This is a genomic window from Streptomyces sp. EDA2-14 (genome assembly GCF_054963755.1).
In genome coordinates this window covers 68692-84237 of record NZ_JBUEGE010000014.1, presented here as the reverse complement: position 1 = coordinate 84237, position 15546 = coordinate 68692, and the positions used below count along the sequence as shown (strand labels likewise).

14 protein-coding genes are annotated in these 15546 nt (G+C 72.2%); 10 read left to right on the top strand and 4 right to left on the bottom strand.

What is annotated here, in order from left to right; all coding sequences use genetic code 11:
• The first annotated feature begins 70 nt into the window (after positions 1 to 70).
• Complete coding sequence (locus ACY34M_RS28330) at positions 71 to 1228, top strand: alpha-hydroxy-acid oxidizing protein (protein WP_462721143.1); 1158 nt, start codon at positions 71 to 73, stop codon at positions 1226 to 1228.
• Positions 1229 to 1243: 15 nt separating this feature from the next.
• Here ACY34M_RS28330 and ACY34M_RS28325 read toward each other — a convergent pair whose 3' ends face one another.
• Positions 1244 to 2038 (bottom strand): N-formylglutamate amidohydrolase, encoded by a 795-nt coding sequence (locus ACY34M_RS28325; protein ID WP_462721142.1) that lies wholly within the window; start codon positions 2036 to 2038, stop codon positions 1244 to 1246.
• A gap of 143 nt (positions 2039 to 2181) precedes the next feature.
• On the opposite strand from ACY34M_RS28325, the gene ACY34M_RS28320 reads away from it, so the two are divergent.
• From ACY34M_RS28320 to ACY34M_RS28300, 5 genes are read left to right on the top strand one after another with little or no spacing between them, the layout of a single operon-like run.
• Positions 2182 to 4197, top strand: a complete 2016-nt coding sequence (locus ACY34M_RS28320) for a CocE/NonD family hydrolase (protein ID WP_462721141.1) — start codon at positions 2182 to 2184, stop codon at positions 4195 to 4197.
• A 2-nt stretch (positions 4198 to 4199) separates the two neighbouring features.
• Positions 4200 to 5096, top strand: a complete 897-nt coding sequence (locus ACY34M_RS28315; protein WP_462721140.1) for an ABC transporter substrate-binding protein — start codon at positions 4200 to 4202, stop codon at positions 5094 to 5096.
• A gap of 23 nt (positions 5097 to 5119) precedes the next feature.
• Positions 5120 to 6085 carry an ABC transporter ATP-binding protein gene (locus ACY34M_RS28310; RefSeq protein ID WP_462721139.1) on the top strand — a complete coding sequence of 322 codons (966 nt, stop codon included), beginning with the start codon at positions 5120 to 5122 and terminating at the stop codon, positions 6083 to 6085.
• Positions 6082 to 6831, top strand: a complete 750-nt coding sequence (locus ACY34M_RS28305) for an ABC transporter permease (RefSeq protein WP_462721138.1) — start codon at positions 6082 to 6084, stop codon at positions 6829 to 6831. Before ACY34M_RS28310 ends, ACY34M_RS28305 begins: the two co-directional genes overlap by 4 nt.
• Positions 6831 to 7475, top strand: coding sequence for an ABC transporter permease (locus tag ACY34M_RS28300; RefSeq protein WP_462721137.1), 645 nt, complete (start codon positions 6831 to 6833; stop codon positions 7473 to 7475). Before ACY34M_RS28305 ends, ACY34M_RS28300 begins: the two co-directional genes overlap by 1 nt.
• A 35-nt stretch (positions 7476 to 7510) precedes the next feature.
• Here the strand turns inward: ACY34M_RS28300 and ACY34M_RS28295 are convergent, their stop codons facing one another.
• Positions 7511 to 10738 (bottom strand): amidohydrolase family protein, encoded by a 3228-nt coding sequence (locus ACY34M_RS28295; RefSeq protein ID WP_462721136.1) that lies wholly within the window; start codon positions 10736 to 10738, stop codon positions 7511 to 7513.
• 132 nt (positions 10739 to 10870) lie between these two features.
• On the opposite strand from ACY34M_RS28295, the gene ACY34M_RS28290 reads away from it, so the two are divergent.
• From ACY34M_RS28290 to ACY34M_RS28280, 3 genes are all read left to right on the top strand, one after another.
• Entirely contained in the window at positions 10871 to 11443 is a 573-nt protein-coding gene (locus ACY34M_RS28290; RefSeq protein ID WP_462721135.1) for a helix-turn-helix domain-containing protein, read from the top strand.
• A gap of 147 nt (positions 11444 to 11590) precedes the next feature.
• Entirely contained in the window at positions 11591 to 11881 is a 291-nt protein-coding gene (locus tag ACY34M_RS28285) for a tetratricopeptide repeat protein (protein ID WP_462721281.1), read from the top strand.
• 130 nt (positions 11882 to 12011) lie between these two features.
• Positions 12012 to 13166, top strand: coding sequence for a methyltransferase (locus tag ACY34M_RS28280; protein WP_462721280.1), 1155 nt, complete (start codon positions 12012 to 12014; stop codon positions 13164 to 13166).
• Here ACY34M_RS28280 and ACY34M_RS28275 read toward each other — a convergent pair whose 3' ends face one another.
• Positions 13167 to 14282 (bottom strand): PP2C family protein-serine/threonine phosphatase, encoded by a 1116-nt coding sequence (locus ACY34M_RS28275; protein WP_462721134.1) that lies wholly within the window; start codon positions 14280 to 14282, stop codon positions 13167 to 13169.
• Positions 14283 to 14385: 103 nt separating this feature from the next.
• Between ACY34M_RS28275 and ACY34M_RS28270 the strand changes: the two genes are divergently transcribed.
• The gene (locus ACY34M_RS28270; protein ID WP_462721133.1) at positions 14386 to 15063 is read left to right on the top strand and encodes an AIM24 family protein; all 678 of its coding nucleotides are present in this window, start codon (positions 14386 to 14388) and stop codon (positions 15061 to 15063) included.
• A 12-nt stretch (positions 15064 to 15075) separates the two neighbouring features.
• Here ACY34M_RS28270 and ACY34M_RS28265 read toward each other — a convergent pair whose 3' ends face one another.
• Positions 15076 to 15534: an SRPBCC family protein gene (locus ACY34M_RS28265; RefSeq protein ID WP_462721279.1), complete on the bottom strand. Its 459-nt coding sequence runs from the start codon at positions 15532 to 15534 to the stop codon at positions 15076 to 15078.
• Positions 15535 to 15546 lie beyond the last annotated feature (12 nt).

Below are 15546 nucleotides of genomic sequence, written 5' to 3'. Positions count from 1 at the left end.
GCGCGAGCGCCGGACGACCCGAATCCGGCGTCGACTTCGTGACGTCAAGGCCCCGTGGAAGAGGTGCGTGATGAGCCCGCAGTTCGGCGACTACCAATTCGAGATCTACCTCGACGGACTGCGCGGCGTGACACCCACGCAGCCGATGGACTTCGCCACCCTCGAAGAGCGGGCGCGGGCCGCCCTCTCCCCCTCCGTCTGGTCCTACGTCGCCGGGGGCGCGGGCGACGAGCAGACGCAGCGCGCCAATGTGCGGGCCTTCGAACGGTACGGGCTCGTGCCCCGGATGATGGTGGGCGCCGCGCAGCGCGACATGTCCGTGGACCTGTTCGGCACGCGGCTCCCCTCGCCGCTGTTCATGGCGCCGGTCGGCGTGATCGGGCTGTGCGCGCAGGACGGTCACGGGGACCTGGCGACGGCGCGGGCCGCGGCGCGCACGGGTGTGCCCATGGTGGCGTCGACGCTGACGGTGGACCCGATGGAGGACGTGGCGGCGGAATTCGGGGAGACACCCGGCTTCTTCCAGCTCTACACACCCACCGACCGGGCGCTCGCAGAGAGCCTGGTCAAGCGGGCGGAGGCGGCGGGCTACAAGGGCATCGTGGTCACGCTCGACACGTGGGTCACCGGCTGGCGCCCGCGCGACCTGTCGACGTCGAACTTCCCGCAGTTGCGCGGCCACTGCCTCGCCAACTACACCTCGGACCCGCGCTTCCAGGAGATCGCCGCGAGCACCGACCCCACGGACCTGGTGCGGTCCTGGGTCGGCATCTTCGGCAACCCGCTCACGTGGGACGACCTGCCGTGGCTGCGCTCGCTCACCGATCTGCCGCTGATCCTCAAGGGCATCTGCCATCCCGAGGACGTGCGGCGCGCGAAGGACGGCGGCGTGGACGGGATCTACTGCTCCAACCACGGCGGCCGCCAGGCCAACGGCGGCCTGCCCGCCCTCGCCGCACTGCCCGGTGTCGTCGAGGCGGCGGACGGCCTGCCGGTCCTCTTCGACTCCGGGGTCCGCTCGGGCGCCGACGTGGTCAAGGCGCTCGCGCTGGGCGCGACGGCGGTGGGTGTCGGGCGGCCGTACGCGTACGGGCTCGCGGTCGGCGGCGTGGACGGCCTCGTGCACGTGCTGCGCTCCCTGCTCGCCGAGGCCGACCTGATCATGGCGGTGGACGGTTATCCGACGCTCGCGGACCTCACACCCGAGTCGCTGGTCGCGGTGGACTGAGCGGGCGGCCGCCCGTCAGTCGCCGGTCACCGCCTCGACGAGGTGCGCGAGCGCGTCGGCCGCCTTCGCCAGGCCGTCGTGCGGGGTGACCGGCTCGTGGAGGTAGACGTCGCGGCGCAGCTCCAGCATGAGGGCGGTGACGCGGCGCTCCTTGCCGTAGTGCTCCAACGGGACGTAGACACCGGCGAAGGGAGTGTTCACGCCGGTTTCGCCGAGTGGGGCGAAGGCCTCGCGGGCGCGGGCGAGGAGGGAGTCCGGGGTGTGGAACGGGTCGGCGCCCAGGCAGACCGGCGGGCGCGGGTCCGTGCCGTGCAGTTCGTAGGGCAGGGCGCGGCTCGGGTACGAGTGGACGTCGATGACGACCGCCCGGCCGGTCGCGGCAAGGCGGTCGGCCACGGCCCGTGTCATGGCCCGCGCGTACGGCTCGAAGTAGGTCTCCAGCAGGGCGAGCTCGTCCGCAGGGGGCTCGCGGCGCAGTGGCTCGCGGTGCGTGGTGCGGGTGTAGACCGCGCCCATGCCGACCGCCCGCATCTCCTCGCGCTCGTCGGGGAACCGCTCCGGGTCGACGACCAGCCGGGACCGCTCATTGACGAACCGCCAGGGCGTGACCGTCGTGGCCCGTGCGGCGCGGTCCGCGACGACCGCGGTGTGGGCGTCGGTGATGAGGTCGAGTTCGCGCTCCAGGGCCGCTCCGTCGAGCAGGAGCCCTTCCCGTACGGACGCCGGGATCGCGCGGGACGCGTGCGGCACGTGCAGCAGCACCGGCGAGGAAGGGTCTCCGGGGAGCAGCCGGAACGGCGGGGTGTCCATGTCTCCCACTGTGCCATCCGTCACCAGGGACATCCGTCCACTTTCTGGGACGGCTGGTTTCGAGGTGTGGGCGAGGGGTAGGGAGCCCGCCGCTACTACTGAATGGACAGTGAGTAGCTGGAGCGCGACAGGAGTACCTCACCTTGCCCGAAGCACCTTCAGAACTCGTGCGTCACCTGTGGATTCCGCTCGCCGACGGCACACGTCTCGCCGCCCGCGTCTGGCTGCCGGAAGGCCCCGCCCGACCGGCGCCCGCGATCCTCGAGTACATCCCGTACCGCAAGAACGACGGGACGGCCGACCGCGACAACAGCCTGCACGCCCGCTTCGCCGCGAACGGCTACGCCGCCGTCCGCGTCGACCTGCGCGGCAGCGGCGACTCCGACGGGCTGATGCTCGACGAGTACGCGCAAGCGGAACTGGACGACGGCGTCGAGGTCATCGCCTGGCTCGCCGAGCAGGAGTGGTGCGACGGCACCGTCGGCATCATCGGCAAGTCGTGGGGCGGCTTCAACGGACTGCAGATCGCGGCCCTGCGCCCGCCCGCGCTCAAGGCGATCGTGACGGTCTGCTCGACGGACGACCGGTACGCCGACGACGTGCACTACACCGGCGGTTCACTGATCGCCTCCGAGATGCTGCCCTGGGCGTCGACGATGCTCGCCTACAACGCGCGCCCCGCCGACCCCGCCGTGGTGGGCGACGCGTGGCGCGAGCGGTGGCTGGAGCGGATGACGGACACCCCGGTGTACGTCGAGGAGTGGCTGCGGCACCAGACCCGCGACGCCTTCTGGAAGCACGGCTCGGTGTGCGAGGACTTCGGGGCGATCGAGGCGGCCGTGCTGGCGGTGGGCGGCTGGTACGACCCGTACTGCGGGGCCGTGCTGCGCCTGCTCGAAGGCATCGAGGGCGCCCCCGTGCGGGCGCTCGTCGGGCCGTGGGCGCACACCTACCCGCACCAGGCGGCGCCGGGGCCCGCGATCGACTTCCACGGTGAAGTGGTGCGCTGGTTCGACCAGTTCCTGCGCGGCAAGGACACCGGGGCACTGGACGATCCGGCGCTGCGTGCGTGGCTGCCGGAGTGGGCGCCGCCTGGCGGTGACCGGGAGCAGCGTCCCGGCCGTTGGGTCGCCGAACAGCAGTGGCCCTCCCCGCGCATCGAGCGCCAGGCACTCGCGCTGGCCGGCGAGTCGGCGGGCGAGGCGGTCGGGCACGATCCGCTGCGCTTCCGGGACGCCCGCCTCGACAGCACGCGGGTGCTCGGCACCACGGGCGGCAGCTGGCTCCAGTTCGGCGACGCAGCCGGGCAGTTCGGTCCGCAGGGCGCCGACGACGGGCTCTCGCACTGCTTCACCACCGTGCCCCTCGACGAGCGCGCCGAGATCCTCGGCGCCCCGTCCGTGACCCTGCGGGTGAGCGCCGACCGGCCCGCCGCGCAGCTCGCGGTGCGCCTCACCGACGTGGCCCCGGACGGCAGTTCCCGGCTCGTCACGCGCGGCCTGCTCAACCTCACGCACCGCGAGGGGCACGAGGAGCCGCTGCCGCTGGAGCCGGGGCAGGCCTACGACGTGACCGTGCCGCTGGTGGCGACCGCGCACGCCTTCGCGCCGGGACACCGCGTCCGCATCGCCGTGTCGTCCTCGTACTGGCCGCTGGCCTGGCCGTCCCCCGAGCCGGTCACGGTCACCCTGCACCCCTCCCCCGCCGCCGCGCTCCACCTGCCCGTACGGCCGCCGCAGGACGCGGACGAGACACTGCGCCCGTACGGGGAGCCGCAGCCGGATCTGCCGGTCGAGCTGGCCACCACCGGTGACGGCTCCTCCCGGCGGATCGAGCACGACCCGGTCACCGGCCGCACCGTCGTCGAACTCGCCATCAACGACGGGGACTTCAAGGACGCGACCGACGGGCTGTGGAAGAGCGGCGACGCCGTCGACCGGTTCTCGCTCACCGAGGGCGACCCGCACTCCGCCGTCGTGGAGTGCGAGCGCACCGAGGAGGGCGGGCGCGGCGACTGGCACTGGAAGGTCGTCACGCACAGCCGGATGACCGCCGACGCCACCGCGTTCACCGTCGTCAACACCCTCACCGCCTACGAGGGGGACACCCGCGTCTTCGACCGCACCACGGACGCCGTGATCCCCCGGCAGGGAGTCTGACCATGCGCAGACGCACGTTCCTGACCGGCTCGCTCGGTGTCGTCGCGGCCGCCGGGGTGGCCACGGCCACCGGGTCGGCCGCCGGCACCGGGCCCGTCATCACGGTCGGCTCCAAGCAGTTCACCGAGTCGTGGGTGATGGGCGAGCTGTACGCGCAGATCCTCACCGCGCGCGGCTTCCAGGTGGTCCTCAAGTCGAACGTCGGCAGCGCCGACCTCATCGACCGCGCGCTGCGCAACGGACAGATCGACCTGTACCCCGAGTACACGGGCGTCGTCCTCCAGACGTTCGCGATGCCGAAGCACATGCCGACGACCGCGCGCGGCACGTACGAGGCGGCGAAGAAGTTCGAAGCGGGGCGCGGGATTTCGCTGCTGCCGCCGACGCCCTTCCAGAACCGCAACGCCGTCGCCGTGCGCACCACAGACGCCCGCAGGCACGGCCTCAAAACCGTCGGTGACCTGAAGAAGCTGGGGAAGATCTCGTACGCCGAGTACCCCGACAACATCACGGGCCCGCTCGGCTTCGACGCCATCGTCAAGGCGTACGACCTGCACGACATGAGGGTGCGGCCGCTCAACATCGGCCTGCAGTACCCGGCGCTGAAGAACGGGGACGTGGACGCGGCCGACGTGTTCACCACCGACCCGCAGCTGCGCCGCTACGACTTCACCGTCCTCGACGACGACCAGGCCGTCTTCGGGTTCCAGAACGTCTCGCCCGTCGTGCGCACGTCCCTCGTCGAGAAGTACGGCGAGCGGCTCACCGAGCCGCTGAACGCCGTCGACGAACTGCTCACGGAGGAAGCCATGCAGGCCCTGAACGAGGCCGCCGCGATGATGCGGCTGAGCCCGGCGAAGGTGGCCGACCGGTTCCTGAGAGCGAACAAGCTGATATGACCGTGACCGAGGAGCATTCCACGATGCAGACCGCCGGCGCCGCAGCAGACATAGTCTTCGACGCGGCCACCAAGACGTACGACGGCACGGGCGAGCCCGCCGTCGACGCGCTGTCACTGACGGTTCCCGCGGGCGAGATCTGTGTCCTGCTCGGCGCCTCCGGGTGCGGCAAGACGACCGCGCTCACCCTCGTCAACCGGCTCACCGAGCTGACGAGCGGGGACATCCGGATCGGCGGCAGCAGCATTCGCGAGCAGGACGTCATCGAACTGCGGCGCGGCATCGGCTACGTCATCCAGCAGGCCGGTCTCTTCCCGCACCAGACGATCGAGGAGAACGTCGCGACGGTGCCTCAGGTGCTCGGCTGGAAGAAGCCCAAGGTCGCGGAGCGGGTGCGCGAGCTGCTGGAACTCGTCGGACTCCCGCACAAGGAGTACGCCCACCGCTACCCGTCCCAGCTCTCCGGCGGCCAGCGCCAACGCGTCGGCATCGCACGGGCGTTGGCGGCGGACCCGCCCATCATGCTGATGGACGAGCCGTTCGGCGCGCTGGACCCGGTGACGCGCGAGCACGTGCAGGACGAGTTCCTGCGCCTCCAGGAGCAGGTGCAGAAGACGACGCTGTTCGTCAGCCACGACATCGACGAGGCCGTCCGCATGGGCGACCGCATCGCGATCCTCGCCAAGGGCGGCAAGCTGCTCCAGTACGACACCCCGGAGCGCATCCTGCGCGAGCCCGCCGACGACTACGTGGCCCGGTTCGTCGGCACGGACCGGGGCCTGAAGGCGCTGACGCTGCGCACGCTCGGCGAGCTGAAGCTGGACCCGGCGGACGGTGCCGCGGGCGACGGTGCGCTGAGCACGGGCGACACCCTGCGCACCGCCCTGTCGGCGCTGATGGCCGGCGGCGCGGACCGACTGCCCGTGGTGGACGGCGACGGCAAGCCGGCGGGCTCCGTCACCGTCGCGCTCATCCGGGAGGCCGCGTGAACGGCCTGCTGGCCCTGGCAGCCGGGACCTCGGCGACCGGCGCCGATCCCGTCATCCCCGACTTCGGCACGGCCAGTTCGTGCGTGCGCGACAACGGCGTGTTCTGCGTCGACTGGTTCACCGCGAACTTCTCCAGCGTGTTCGGTCCCGCCCTCGTCCAGCACGTGCGGCTCACGGTGATCGCGGTCGGGATCGGCTTCCTCATCGCGTTCCCGCTGGCGCTGCTCGCGCACTTCCGGCGGTGGCTGGTCAGGCCGCTGGGCGGGCTGACGTCGTTCCTCTACACGATCCCGCCGATGGCGCTCTTCACGCTGCTGGTGCCGGTGTCGGGGCTGTCCGTGCTCACCGCCGAGATCGCCCTGGTCGCGTACACGCTGATGGTGCTGTTCAAGTCGACGGTGACCGGGCTCGGCGAGGTGCCCGAGGACGTACGCCGTGCCGGTGTCGGCATGGGGCTGACGCGGCGCGAGGTCCTGTGGCGGATCGAGCTTCCGCTCGCGCTGCCCGCCGTGATCAGCGGGCTGCGGGTGGCGACCGTGACCACGATCAGCGTGGTCGAGATCGCCGCGTTCATCATCGACCAGGGGCTCGGTTCGCCGATCATCCAAGGGCTCCAGTCGCCGTTCAACACGCAGTTCATCGGGGCCGGGCTGCTCGCCGTGGTGCTCGCCCTCGCGGCCGACGGACTGCTCGTGCTGCTCGGCCGGGTGCTCACGCCGTGGGCCAGGACACGGAGGACCGTCTGATGCACACCTTCCTCACGAGTTTCTCCTTCATGGCCGAGCACTTCGGCCTGCTGCTCAGCCGGACCGTCGACCATCTGCTGCTCTCGGCGGCGGGTGTCGCGGTGGCACTGGTGATCGCGGTGCCGCTCGGTGTGTGGCTCGGTCACCGCGGCAAGGGCTCGTTCCTGACCGTGAGCATCTCGAACATCGGCCGGGCGCTGCCCTCGCTCGCCCTCATCGCGATCTTCCTGGGGCTGCTCGGCATCGGCTTCGTGAACGTCATGACGGCACTGGTCATCATGGCGATCCCGCCGGTGCTCACCCATGCGTACCTGGGTGTGGAGCAGGTCGACGCCGACCTGGTGCGGGCGGCGCGCGGCATGGGCCTCACGCAGTGGCAGATCCTGTGGCGCGTCGAACTGCCGCTCGCGCTGCCGGTGCTGTTCACCGGCATCCGCATCGCCGTCGTCTACGTCATCTCCAGCGCGACCCTCGCGGCCGTCGCCGGGGGCGGCGGGCTCGGTGACATCATCCTCAACCAGGTGTCGTACGGGCTGTCGGGTGTCATCGCGGCGGCGCTGTGGGTCGCGGTTCTGGCACTGGTCGCCGACGGCCTGTTCGGAGCCGTCGGCAACCGGCTCGCGCCACGAGGGACACGCGTCTAGAACGGTCGTCTCGTACGGCCGTCTCGTACGGCCGTCTAGATCCCCGCGTCGCAGCAGCCCTCGCGGCGCATGAGGCGGCCCACCTCCAGCCAGTCGTCACCGGTGGCCTTCAGCGATCTGGAGGCCACCGGTTCGAACGAGCCTATCAGGTCGGCCTGTTGGAAGGGGACGCCACCGCGGAGCACCGTCGTCGTACGGATCAGGTCGTCGAAGTCGGTGAACGGGTCGCCGTCGACGATCGTGAGGTCGGCGAGCTTGCCCTCCTCCAAGGTGCCGAGGTCCGCGTCCGCGCCGAAGACCCGCGCGGGCATGAGCGTCGCCGTGTGCAGGGCCTGGGCCGCGGTGAGGCCGCCACGGTGCAGGGCGCGCAACGCGAGGTGGAGGTGGAGCCCGACCGGTACGAGCGGCTGGTCGGTGCCGAGCGCGATGTGTCCGCCGGCCGCGAGCACGCGTCGGTAGACCGCCAGTTCCGTGTCCAGGGTGGCCAGTTGGGCCGCGCTGGGCGGGGTCTTGGCCAGCTTCTCGACGGCGGCGGTGTCCCAGGGTGGCATCAGGCGCGTGACACGTGGGTCCTCCGCGAGGGACGGGTCGGCGCCGATCAGCGGCTGGGCCGTGAACGGGGTGGCGATGAGATGGAAGTCGCCGGTCTTCGAGTAGATCTCCGGCACGTCCTGGGCGCAGTGCCCGGTCGCCGTCGTCGCGTGCCCGAACTCAAGCCGCTGGGTGGCCTGGAGATGGGTCGTCAAGTCCTGGCCGAGCTGGATGCCCGGTGTGCACAGGTGGCTGCCGCTGCGCACCCCGAGGCGTTCGTGCGCGAAGGACGCGGCCTCCTTCATCAGCCAGCCCGGCGCCCGCACATAGGTCTTGACGAAGTCCCAGTCGAGTGCGGCGGCCCGGTCGAGGGAGCGGCGCAGGCCCGCGCGGGTGCGGTGGGCGCGCCCCATGCTGTAGGCGACGCGCGGCCCGTCGAGCAGCTCCCCGGTGGCGAGGAGCCGCGGCCCGGCGAGCTCCCCCGCGTACACGGCCTCCCGGATACGGGCCTGCTCGTAGGCGAAACCGCCGAGGGAGACGGCGGTGGTGATGCCGTACGCCAGTTGCAGCGCGGTCTGGCGGCCGCCGTAGGTGGACTGCCAGGGGTGGGTGTGGGCGTCGAAGAGGCCCGGGATCACGGTCTTGTCGGAGGCGTCGATGCGCTTGGCACCGTTCCGGTTGCTCGCGCGGTGCGGGGTGACGGCGGTGATCCGGCCGCCCTCGACGGTGAGGTCGACGTCGTCGCGGACCTCGGATCCGGTGCCGTCCCAGAAGCGGCCCGCGTGCACGACGGTGTCGGCGGGGCGGGGGCGGCGGTGGTCGAGCGGGATGCGGACCGTGCGGGCGGCGCCCTTCGCGACGTCGAGGAGGCGGAGCCTGCCCGCGCTCAGGTAGAGGAGCTGCCGGCTGTCGGCGGACCAGCTCGGGTGGTCGGCGGCCTCGTCGGTGATCTGCCGGGGCGCGCCGTCCGGAGTGCCGTCGGGGCGGACCGGCAGCAGCCACAGCGCGGACTCGACGACCACGGCCATGGTGCGGCCGTCCGGCGACCAGGCGGGCCCGGAGTCGTAGCGGTCGGCGATGGAGACATGCGGGGCGACCTGGTGGACGACCGCCTTGCCGGACGTGGTGTCGACGACGCGGACGAGGTTGTAGCCCTCGCGGAAGCGCTGGTTGAGGCGGCCGCGGTCGCACAGGGCCACGTATCTGCCGTCGGGCGACCAGCAGGGTCTGCCGGGCAGTCCGCCGCTGCCCATCGGAGCGGCGAGGATGCGTTCGGTGTCCGCGGCGAGGTCGCGCAGGACGAGGTTGCCGGACATGTCGATGCACGCCAGACGCTGCCCGTCGGGCGACAGGGCGGGGAACACGCGCCCGCCCTCGGCGAGCACGGTCTCCTTCCCGCTGTCCAGGTCGTGGCGGCGTACGGAGAACAGACCGGCCCGGTCGTCGGCGTAGACGAGCGCCTTGCCGTCGGGGGTCCAGGCCGGGGCGAGTACGTAGCGGGTCCGCGGTGCGGTCACGACCTTGCGCGGGGCACGGCCGCCCGATGTGGCGCCGACCCACAGGGAGTTGAGGGCGGCGAACGCGACCTGCTTGCCGTCGGGCGACAGGGCGGGCAGGTGCGGGGAGCGCACCGGGCGGGCTCCTCCCCCGGTCCCGAAGTCGTAGCGCTTGACGCGGTAGCGGGGTCGGTCGACCGGGAGCCGCGCGGTGAACGCGATCCGTTCGCCCTCGCTCGGCGCGGTGGGGCGCACGAGGCGGAAGCGGCCGTCGACGGTGAGCAGCAGGGTGTCCGGGCCGGTCCAGCGGGGCGGCACGGGTGCGAGGTCGCCGGGGACGTCGACCGGTTTCCCGTCGACGACGAGGGTGCAGGTGGCGGCGGGTGCGGGGGTGGTCCGCAGGTACGCGAGCGTGCCGCGCGGGGACACCGCCGGGGTCATGACCTGGGCGCCGGAGTCGTCGGTGTGTTCGGCGGTGACGGCGCCGGTGCCGTCGGCGTTGACCGATGCGACGGTGGAGGCCTGGAGGGTACCGGCGTCGGTGACGACCGCTCGTACGAAGAGCACGCGCGTGCCGTCGGCGGACCAGGTGGGGTCGAAGTCCTCCCACGCCCCCTTCTGTCGGGGCCCGTCCTGGCCGGGCGCGCCGGTGAGACGGGTGAGGCTTCCGTCGCGTACGTCCACGGTCCAGATGCGGTACGGGGCGGCGGACTCGGGGTCGCCGCCGCGTTCGGAGGCGAAGGCGATCCGGGTGCCGTCCGGGGACCAGGCGGGGCCCCGGTCGTCCCACGGCCCGTCGGTGAGCTGCTTCGGTGTGCCGCCGTCGGCGTCCAGGAGCCACAGGTGGAAGCCGCCGCCCTGGTAGCCGCAGACGACGATCCGTTTTCCGTCGGGGGCGAACTGGGGGCGAGTCGGTTCGAGTTCGGGGGTGGTGAGCGCTCTCGCGGTGCCGCCCTTGCGCGGGATCGACCAGAGGATGTTCTGGATCTCGGCGACGAAGCGGTCGCCGGACGGGGCGAGGGTGGCGGCCCCGGTGGTGGCGCCGGTGAAGGAGAGCACCGGCGGTGCGGCCTCCGCTGCCGCTGCCGCCGGTTCGAGGAGGGCGCCTGCGCCCGCGCCCGCTGCGACGGCCGTGGCGGTGGTGGTCTGCAGGAAGCGGCGGCGGGTGAAGGAGGGGCCGGTGGTGGGGGCCGTGGCTGGGGTGGTGACGGGCCCGGTGGCGGGGGTGGTGTCCATGAGACTCCCAAGGCGCGGTGGGTGTGCGGGACCGGACTGTGCGCGTGCTGGAGAAGGGACGCACAGCAACATACGTGGCACCCGCAGTGAGTCAACACGGCCGACGGCGCGAACCCGCCGTTGGACACACGGGTGCCGCCCACCGGAGTGAGGAGCGGCGGGCGGCGCAGGCCGCTGCCCGGCGCCGTGCTCGCCGACCTCGACGGGCCCGACCCCTGCCTGCTCGTGCCCGACCCCGGCCGCCTCCTTCCCGATCCCCGCCTGCGGCGGCTTCTGCACGAGCGGTCGGGTGTCATCGGCCCCGTCGTCCCGCTCGCGCAGGCCGCCGACTCGCTGCGGTGGGCCCGGACGCTGCGCGACCACGGGCCGGCCGGAGGGGATCCGGAGGCGGGGCGGCGTCTCACGGATCTGTTGCTGCTCGCCGACCCCGCGCTCGTCCGCCTCATGGCCACGCGCCGCCTCGCGCCCCTCGCGGGGCTCACCCCCAAGCAGCGCGAGCGTCTGGCCGAGACGCTCCTCGCCCACTTGCAGAGCCCGCACGGCAGCGCGCCCGAGCTCGCCGCGCGCCTGGCCATCCACCCGCAGACGGCCCGCCAGCGCCTGCACCATCTGCAACGCCTCTTCGGCCCGACGCTGACCGATGCGGACGCCCGCTTCGAGCTGGAGGCGGCGCTGCGGGCGTCGGCCCCTCCCCCGGAGCCCTGACCCGGCCGGCGAGGCACCGCACCCACCCCCGCGCCACCAGGGAATACCTCCACCCCCTCCCCCGTTGAAGGCCGCACAAGGAGGCACACAGTGGAGCAGAAGTACTACACGCACGGGACGGCCGCGGAGCGCTGGGACCGCGCCCAGATGTTCTTCGACGCGAAGGAGTACGCGAACGCCGCCCGGATCCTCGACGGTCTCGTCGAGGAGGTTCCCGAGCAGGTCGGCCCCCGCCTTCTCCTGGCCCGCTCGTACTACCACTCGGCGCAACTGCGCCGCGCCGAGACGGAGTTGCGCACCATCGTGGAGCGCGACCCGGTGGAGCACTACGCCCGCCTGATGCTGGGCCGCACCCTGGAGCGGCAGGGCCGGCAGGACGAGGCGGCGCCGCACCTGCGGATGGCCGCGGCGCTCGCGGGCGACTTCCCGGAGCAGTGACACCGTCGCACGGGCGTGCGGACCGGGCCCCACTCAGCGGTACGGGGCCCGGCCGCACGCCCGTGAGCTGCGCCTCGGCTAGCCTTGCTGGACGATGAACCGCACCGATCAGCCCGCCCCGGCCACCCGACTGACCACCCCCTGGGGAGACGTCGACCTCACCCGCTTCCCTCAGGACCCCCGCGACCAGCTGCGCGCGTGGGACGCCGCGGACACGTACCTGCTGCGGCACCTCGCCGAGACCGGCACGGACCTGACCGGCGCGGTCACGGTGGTGGGCGACCGCTGGGGCGCGCTCGCCACCACGCTCACGGGGGTCCCCGGCTGCACGCCGACGCTGATCTCGGACTCGTACCTCGGCCAGCAGGCGACGCATACGAACCTGGGCCGGAACGAGCGCGCGGGCGCACACCTCCGCACCACGCAGGACGCCCCGCCGAAGCGCATCGACGTCCTCCTGGTCCGCGTCCCGAAGAGCCTCGCGCTCCTGGAGGACCAGCTGCACCGCCTGCGTCCGGCCGTGCACGAGAACACGGTGGTGGTCGGCACCGGCATGGTGAAGGAGATCCACACCTCGACGCTGAACCTGTTCGAGCGGATCCTCGGACCGACGCGTACGTCGCTGGCGGAGAAGAAGGCCCGCCTGATCTTCACCGAGCCGGCCCCCTCGCTGGACCCGGACCCGGACCCGAACCCGTGGCCGCACAGCTACGAACTCCCTTCCGACATCGGCCCGTTGTCGACCGGCACGGTCGTCAATCACGCGGGCGTGTTCTGCGCGGAGCACCTGGACATCGGCACCCGTTTCCTCTTGCAGCACCTCCCGCGGGACACGGCCGCGCGCACGATCGTGGACCTGGGCTGCGGCAACGGCGTGGTGGGTACGAGCGCGGCCCTGACCCACCCGGACGCGGACGTCCTCTTCACGGACGAGTCGCACCAGGCGGTGGCATCGGCCGAGGCGACGTACGCCCGGAACGCGGGCGGGCGCCCCGGAAAGGCCGAGTTCCGCGTCGGCGACGGCCTCGCCGACACACCTCCCGGCTCCGTGGACCTGATCCTCAACAACCCGCCGTTCCACACCCACCAGGCCACCACGGACGCCACGGCCCACCGCATGTTCCGCCAGGCCCGCACGGCCCTGCGCCCCGGCGGCGAACTCTGGGTGGTGGGCAACCGCCACCTCGGCTACCACGTCACGCTGCGCCGCCTCTTCGGCAACAGCGAACTGGTCGCCGGCAACCCGAAGTTCGTGATCCTGAAGGCGGTCAAGCGGCGGGGATGATCAGGTCAGGGACTCGGCGGGGCGCTCGATCGCGATCATGACGGCGTCGTCGTTCAGCCGGCCTCCGACGTGGCGCAGCAGATCGCCCCTGAAGCGGTCGAGGAAGGCATCGGAGTCGTATCCGGTCCAGCCGGTGATGCGCTCGGCGAGCGGATAGAAGGCGCCCGTGGCGTCGCGGGCCTCGGTGACACCGTCCGTGTACACCAGGAGGAGGTCTCCCGGCTCGAAGTCGAAGGTCTCGACGTGGCGGCTCGGCTCCGTGAGTTCCCCGAGACCCAGCGGCGGGGCGGGATGTTTCGCCTCCATGGTCAGGGGTCGGCCGTTGCGGAGGACGACCGGCGGCGGGTGTCCGCAGGAGACCATGTGGACCGGGCCGTCCTGGTCGGGGATGTCGAGGACGGTGGCGGTGATGAACGTTTCCGCGTAGCGGCCCGCCTCCCCCGGCTCCATCAGGCCCCAGCACACGCTCCGCTCCAGGTAGGCCACCAGCTCCCCCAGGCCGGCCTGGCGGTGGGCCGCCCCGCGGAACGCTCCCAGCAGCAGCGCGGCGTCGCCGACCGCGGTCATGCCCTTGCCGCGTACGTCGCCGACGATCAGCCGGGTGCCGTTGGTGGTGCGCACCGCCGCGTACAGGTCGCCGCCGATCCGGGCCTCGGCCTCCGCGGCGAGGTAGAAGGACGCGGCGCGCAGCGGGCCGAGCCGCCGGGGCAGCGGTGGCAGCACCACCCGCTGGGCGGTTTCGGACACGTACCGTACCTGCGACAGTTCTTTCGCGCGGCGCTCGCGCAGTACGCAGAAGACGACGAGGCTGATTCCGACCACCAGCAGCGCGACGATCTGCGCCTCGTGGTTGGCCGAGAGCAGCTCGTCCGGATCACGCAGGATGCCTATGGTCGTCTGTGCGATCACCGCCAGTGCGGCCACCAGCCCCACCGTGCGGGGCCCGCCGAACAGCGGGGTGATCGCCGGGGCCGCGACGAGCAGCGGACCCAGGTGGACATGGGGCGGCGCGAGCACATCCACGACGGACACGACGACGATCCACGCGACCGGGATGGCGACCAGGGCCCGGCCCGTTCGCACCGGCGGGCCGAGCACGTCGTGACCTTGGGACATGCCTCCTCTCTACACCGCCCCTGCCACACGCGCACCGGCAGCCCCCGGGTGCCCGGCCTCCTTGCCCTTGAAGGAATGATTCCCTCCGGGTCACGATGCCCGCATGAAGGGTGATCTTTTCGCGAATGAGTACATGGTGCAGCCCGCCACCGCGCCGGGCATGACCGTGCAGAACGCCAAGTCGATCCGGTATGTGGTCAACGGCGAGATGCTGGCTCGGCAGGGGGCGATGGTCGCCTACCGGGGGAATCTGGAGTTCGAGCGGAAGGGGCAGGGCGTCGGCGGCATGCTGAAGCGTGCCGTCACCGGCGAGGGGCTTCCCGTGATGAAGGTGCACGGGCAGGGGGAGGCCTGGTTCGCGCAGGAGGCGCAGAACGTGTTCGTCGTGGACATCGAGCCCGGCGACGTGTTCACCGTCAACGGCCGCAACGTGCTGTGCTTCGACGCCACGCTGTCGTACGAGATCAAGACCGTGAAGGGCGCCGGGATCAGCGGCGGCGGGCTGTTCAACAGTGTGTTCACCGGGCAGGGGCGGCTCGGCCTCGTCTGCGAGGGCAATCCGCTGGTGTTCCCCGTCGCGCCGCAGCAGCCGGTGTACGTGGACACGGACGCCGTCGTCGGGTGGAGCGCCCATCTGCGCACCTCGCTGCATCGTTCGCAGTCGCTGGGGTCGATGATCCGCGGCGGGTCCGGCGAGGCGGTGCAACTCATGCTGGAGGGCGAGGGGTTCGTGGTGGTGCGGCCCAGCGAGGCGACCCCGCAGAAGCCGCAGCAGCACTGAGCGGTCGCCGCGTCAGTGCACGGCGCGCGTCGTGCCCCGGTGTTCGGTCACCGCGATGCGCGCCAGCTTCGTCAGCATCATTCCGTTGCGGACCGCGACGAGGTAGTCGACCGGAAGGCCGTGCATCCGGGTGCCGGGGCCTCTCAGCGGGTGCCAGTCGAGGACGAAAAGGGTGTGTTCGGCCCACGGTACGAGGTTCATCGCGATGCGGGCCGCACCGAACGGGTCGGCCTTCGCCTCCAGTTCGAGGCGGTGCTCCGGCTCGCAGATCCTGACGGTGCTGGTGTCGTCGAGGGTCAGCGGGCCGAAGCCGACCCGCACTTTCAGGGCGGTGCCCACGGCCGGCCAGGCGGGGTCGACGTCGAGCACCTGCCGGGTGCCCGTGACCCACTCCCCGTAGCGGTATCCGTCGCAGAGCAGCGCCCAGACCTCCGAGGGCGGGCTCAGGATCAGTCGGCGGGTCCTGGCCATGGGTTCCGTCAC

Excerpts from the sequence above, each read along its gene's own strand:
- ACY34M_RS28330 (WP_462721143.1), top strand. The coding sequence starts at position 71 with ATGAGCCCGCAGTTCGGCGACTACCAATTCGAGATCTACCTCGACGGA.
- ACY34M_RS28325 (WP_462721142.1), bottom strand. The coding sequence starts at position 2,038 with ATGGACACCCCGCCGTTCCGGCTGCTCCCCGGAGACCCTTCCTCGCCG.
- ACY34M_RS28315 (WP_462721140.1), top strand. The coding sequence starts at position 4,200 with ATGCGCAGACGCACGTTCCTGACCGGCTCGCTCGGTGTCGTCGCGGCC.
- ACY34M_RS28310 (WP_462721139.1), top strand. The coding sequence starts at position 5,120 with ATGCAGACCGCCGGCGCCGCAGCAGACATAGTCTTCGACGCGGCCACC.
- ACY34M_RS28300 (WP_462721137.1), top strand. The coding sequence starts at position 6,831 with ATGCACACCTTCCTCACGAGTTTCTCCTTCATGGCCGAGCACTTCGGC.
- ACY34M_RS28295 (WP_462721136.1), bottom strand. The coding sequence starts at position 10,738 with ATGGACACCACCCCCGCCACCGGGCCCGTCACCACCCCAGCCACGGCC.
- ACY34M_RS28285 (WP_462721281.1), top strand. The coding sequence starts at position 11,591 with ATGTTCTTCGACGCGAAGGAGTACGCGAACGCCGCCCGGATCCTCGAC.
- ACY34M_RS28275 (WP_462721134.1), bottom strand. The coding sequence starts at position 14,282 with ATGTCCCAAGGTCACGACGTGCTCGGCCCGCCGGTGCGAACGGGCCGG.
- ACY34M_RS28270 (WP_462721133.1), top strand. The coding sequence starts at position 14,386 with ATGAAGGGTGATCTTTTCGCGAATGAGTACATGGTGCAGCCCGCCACC.
- ACY34M_RS28265 (WP_462721279.1), bottom strand. The coding sequence starts at position 15,534 with ATGGCCAGGACCCGCCGACTGATCCTGAGCCCGCCCTCGGAGGTCTGG.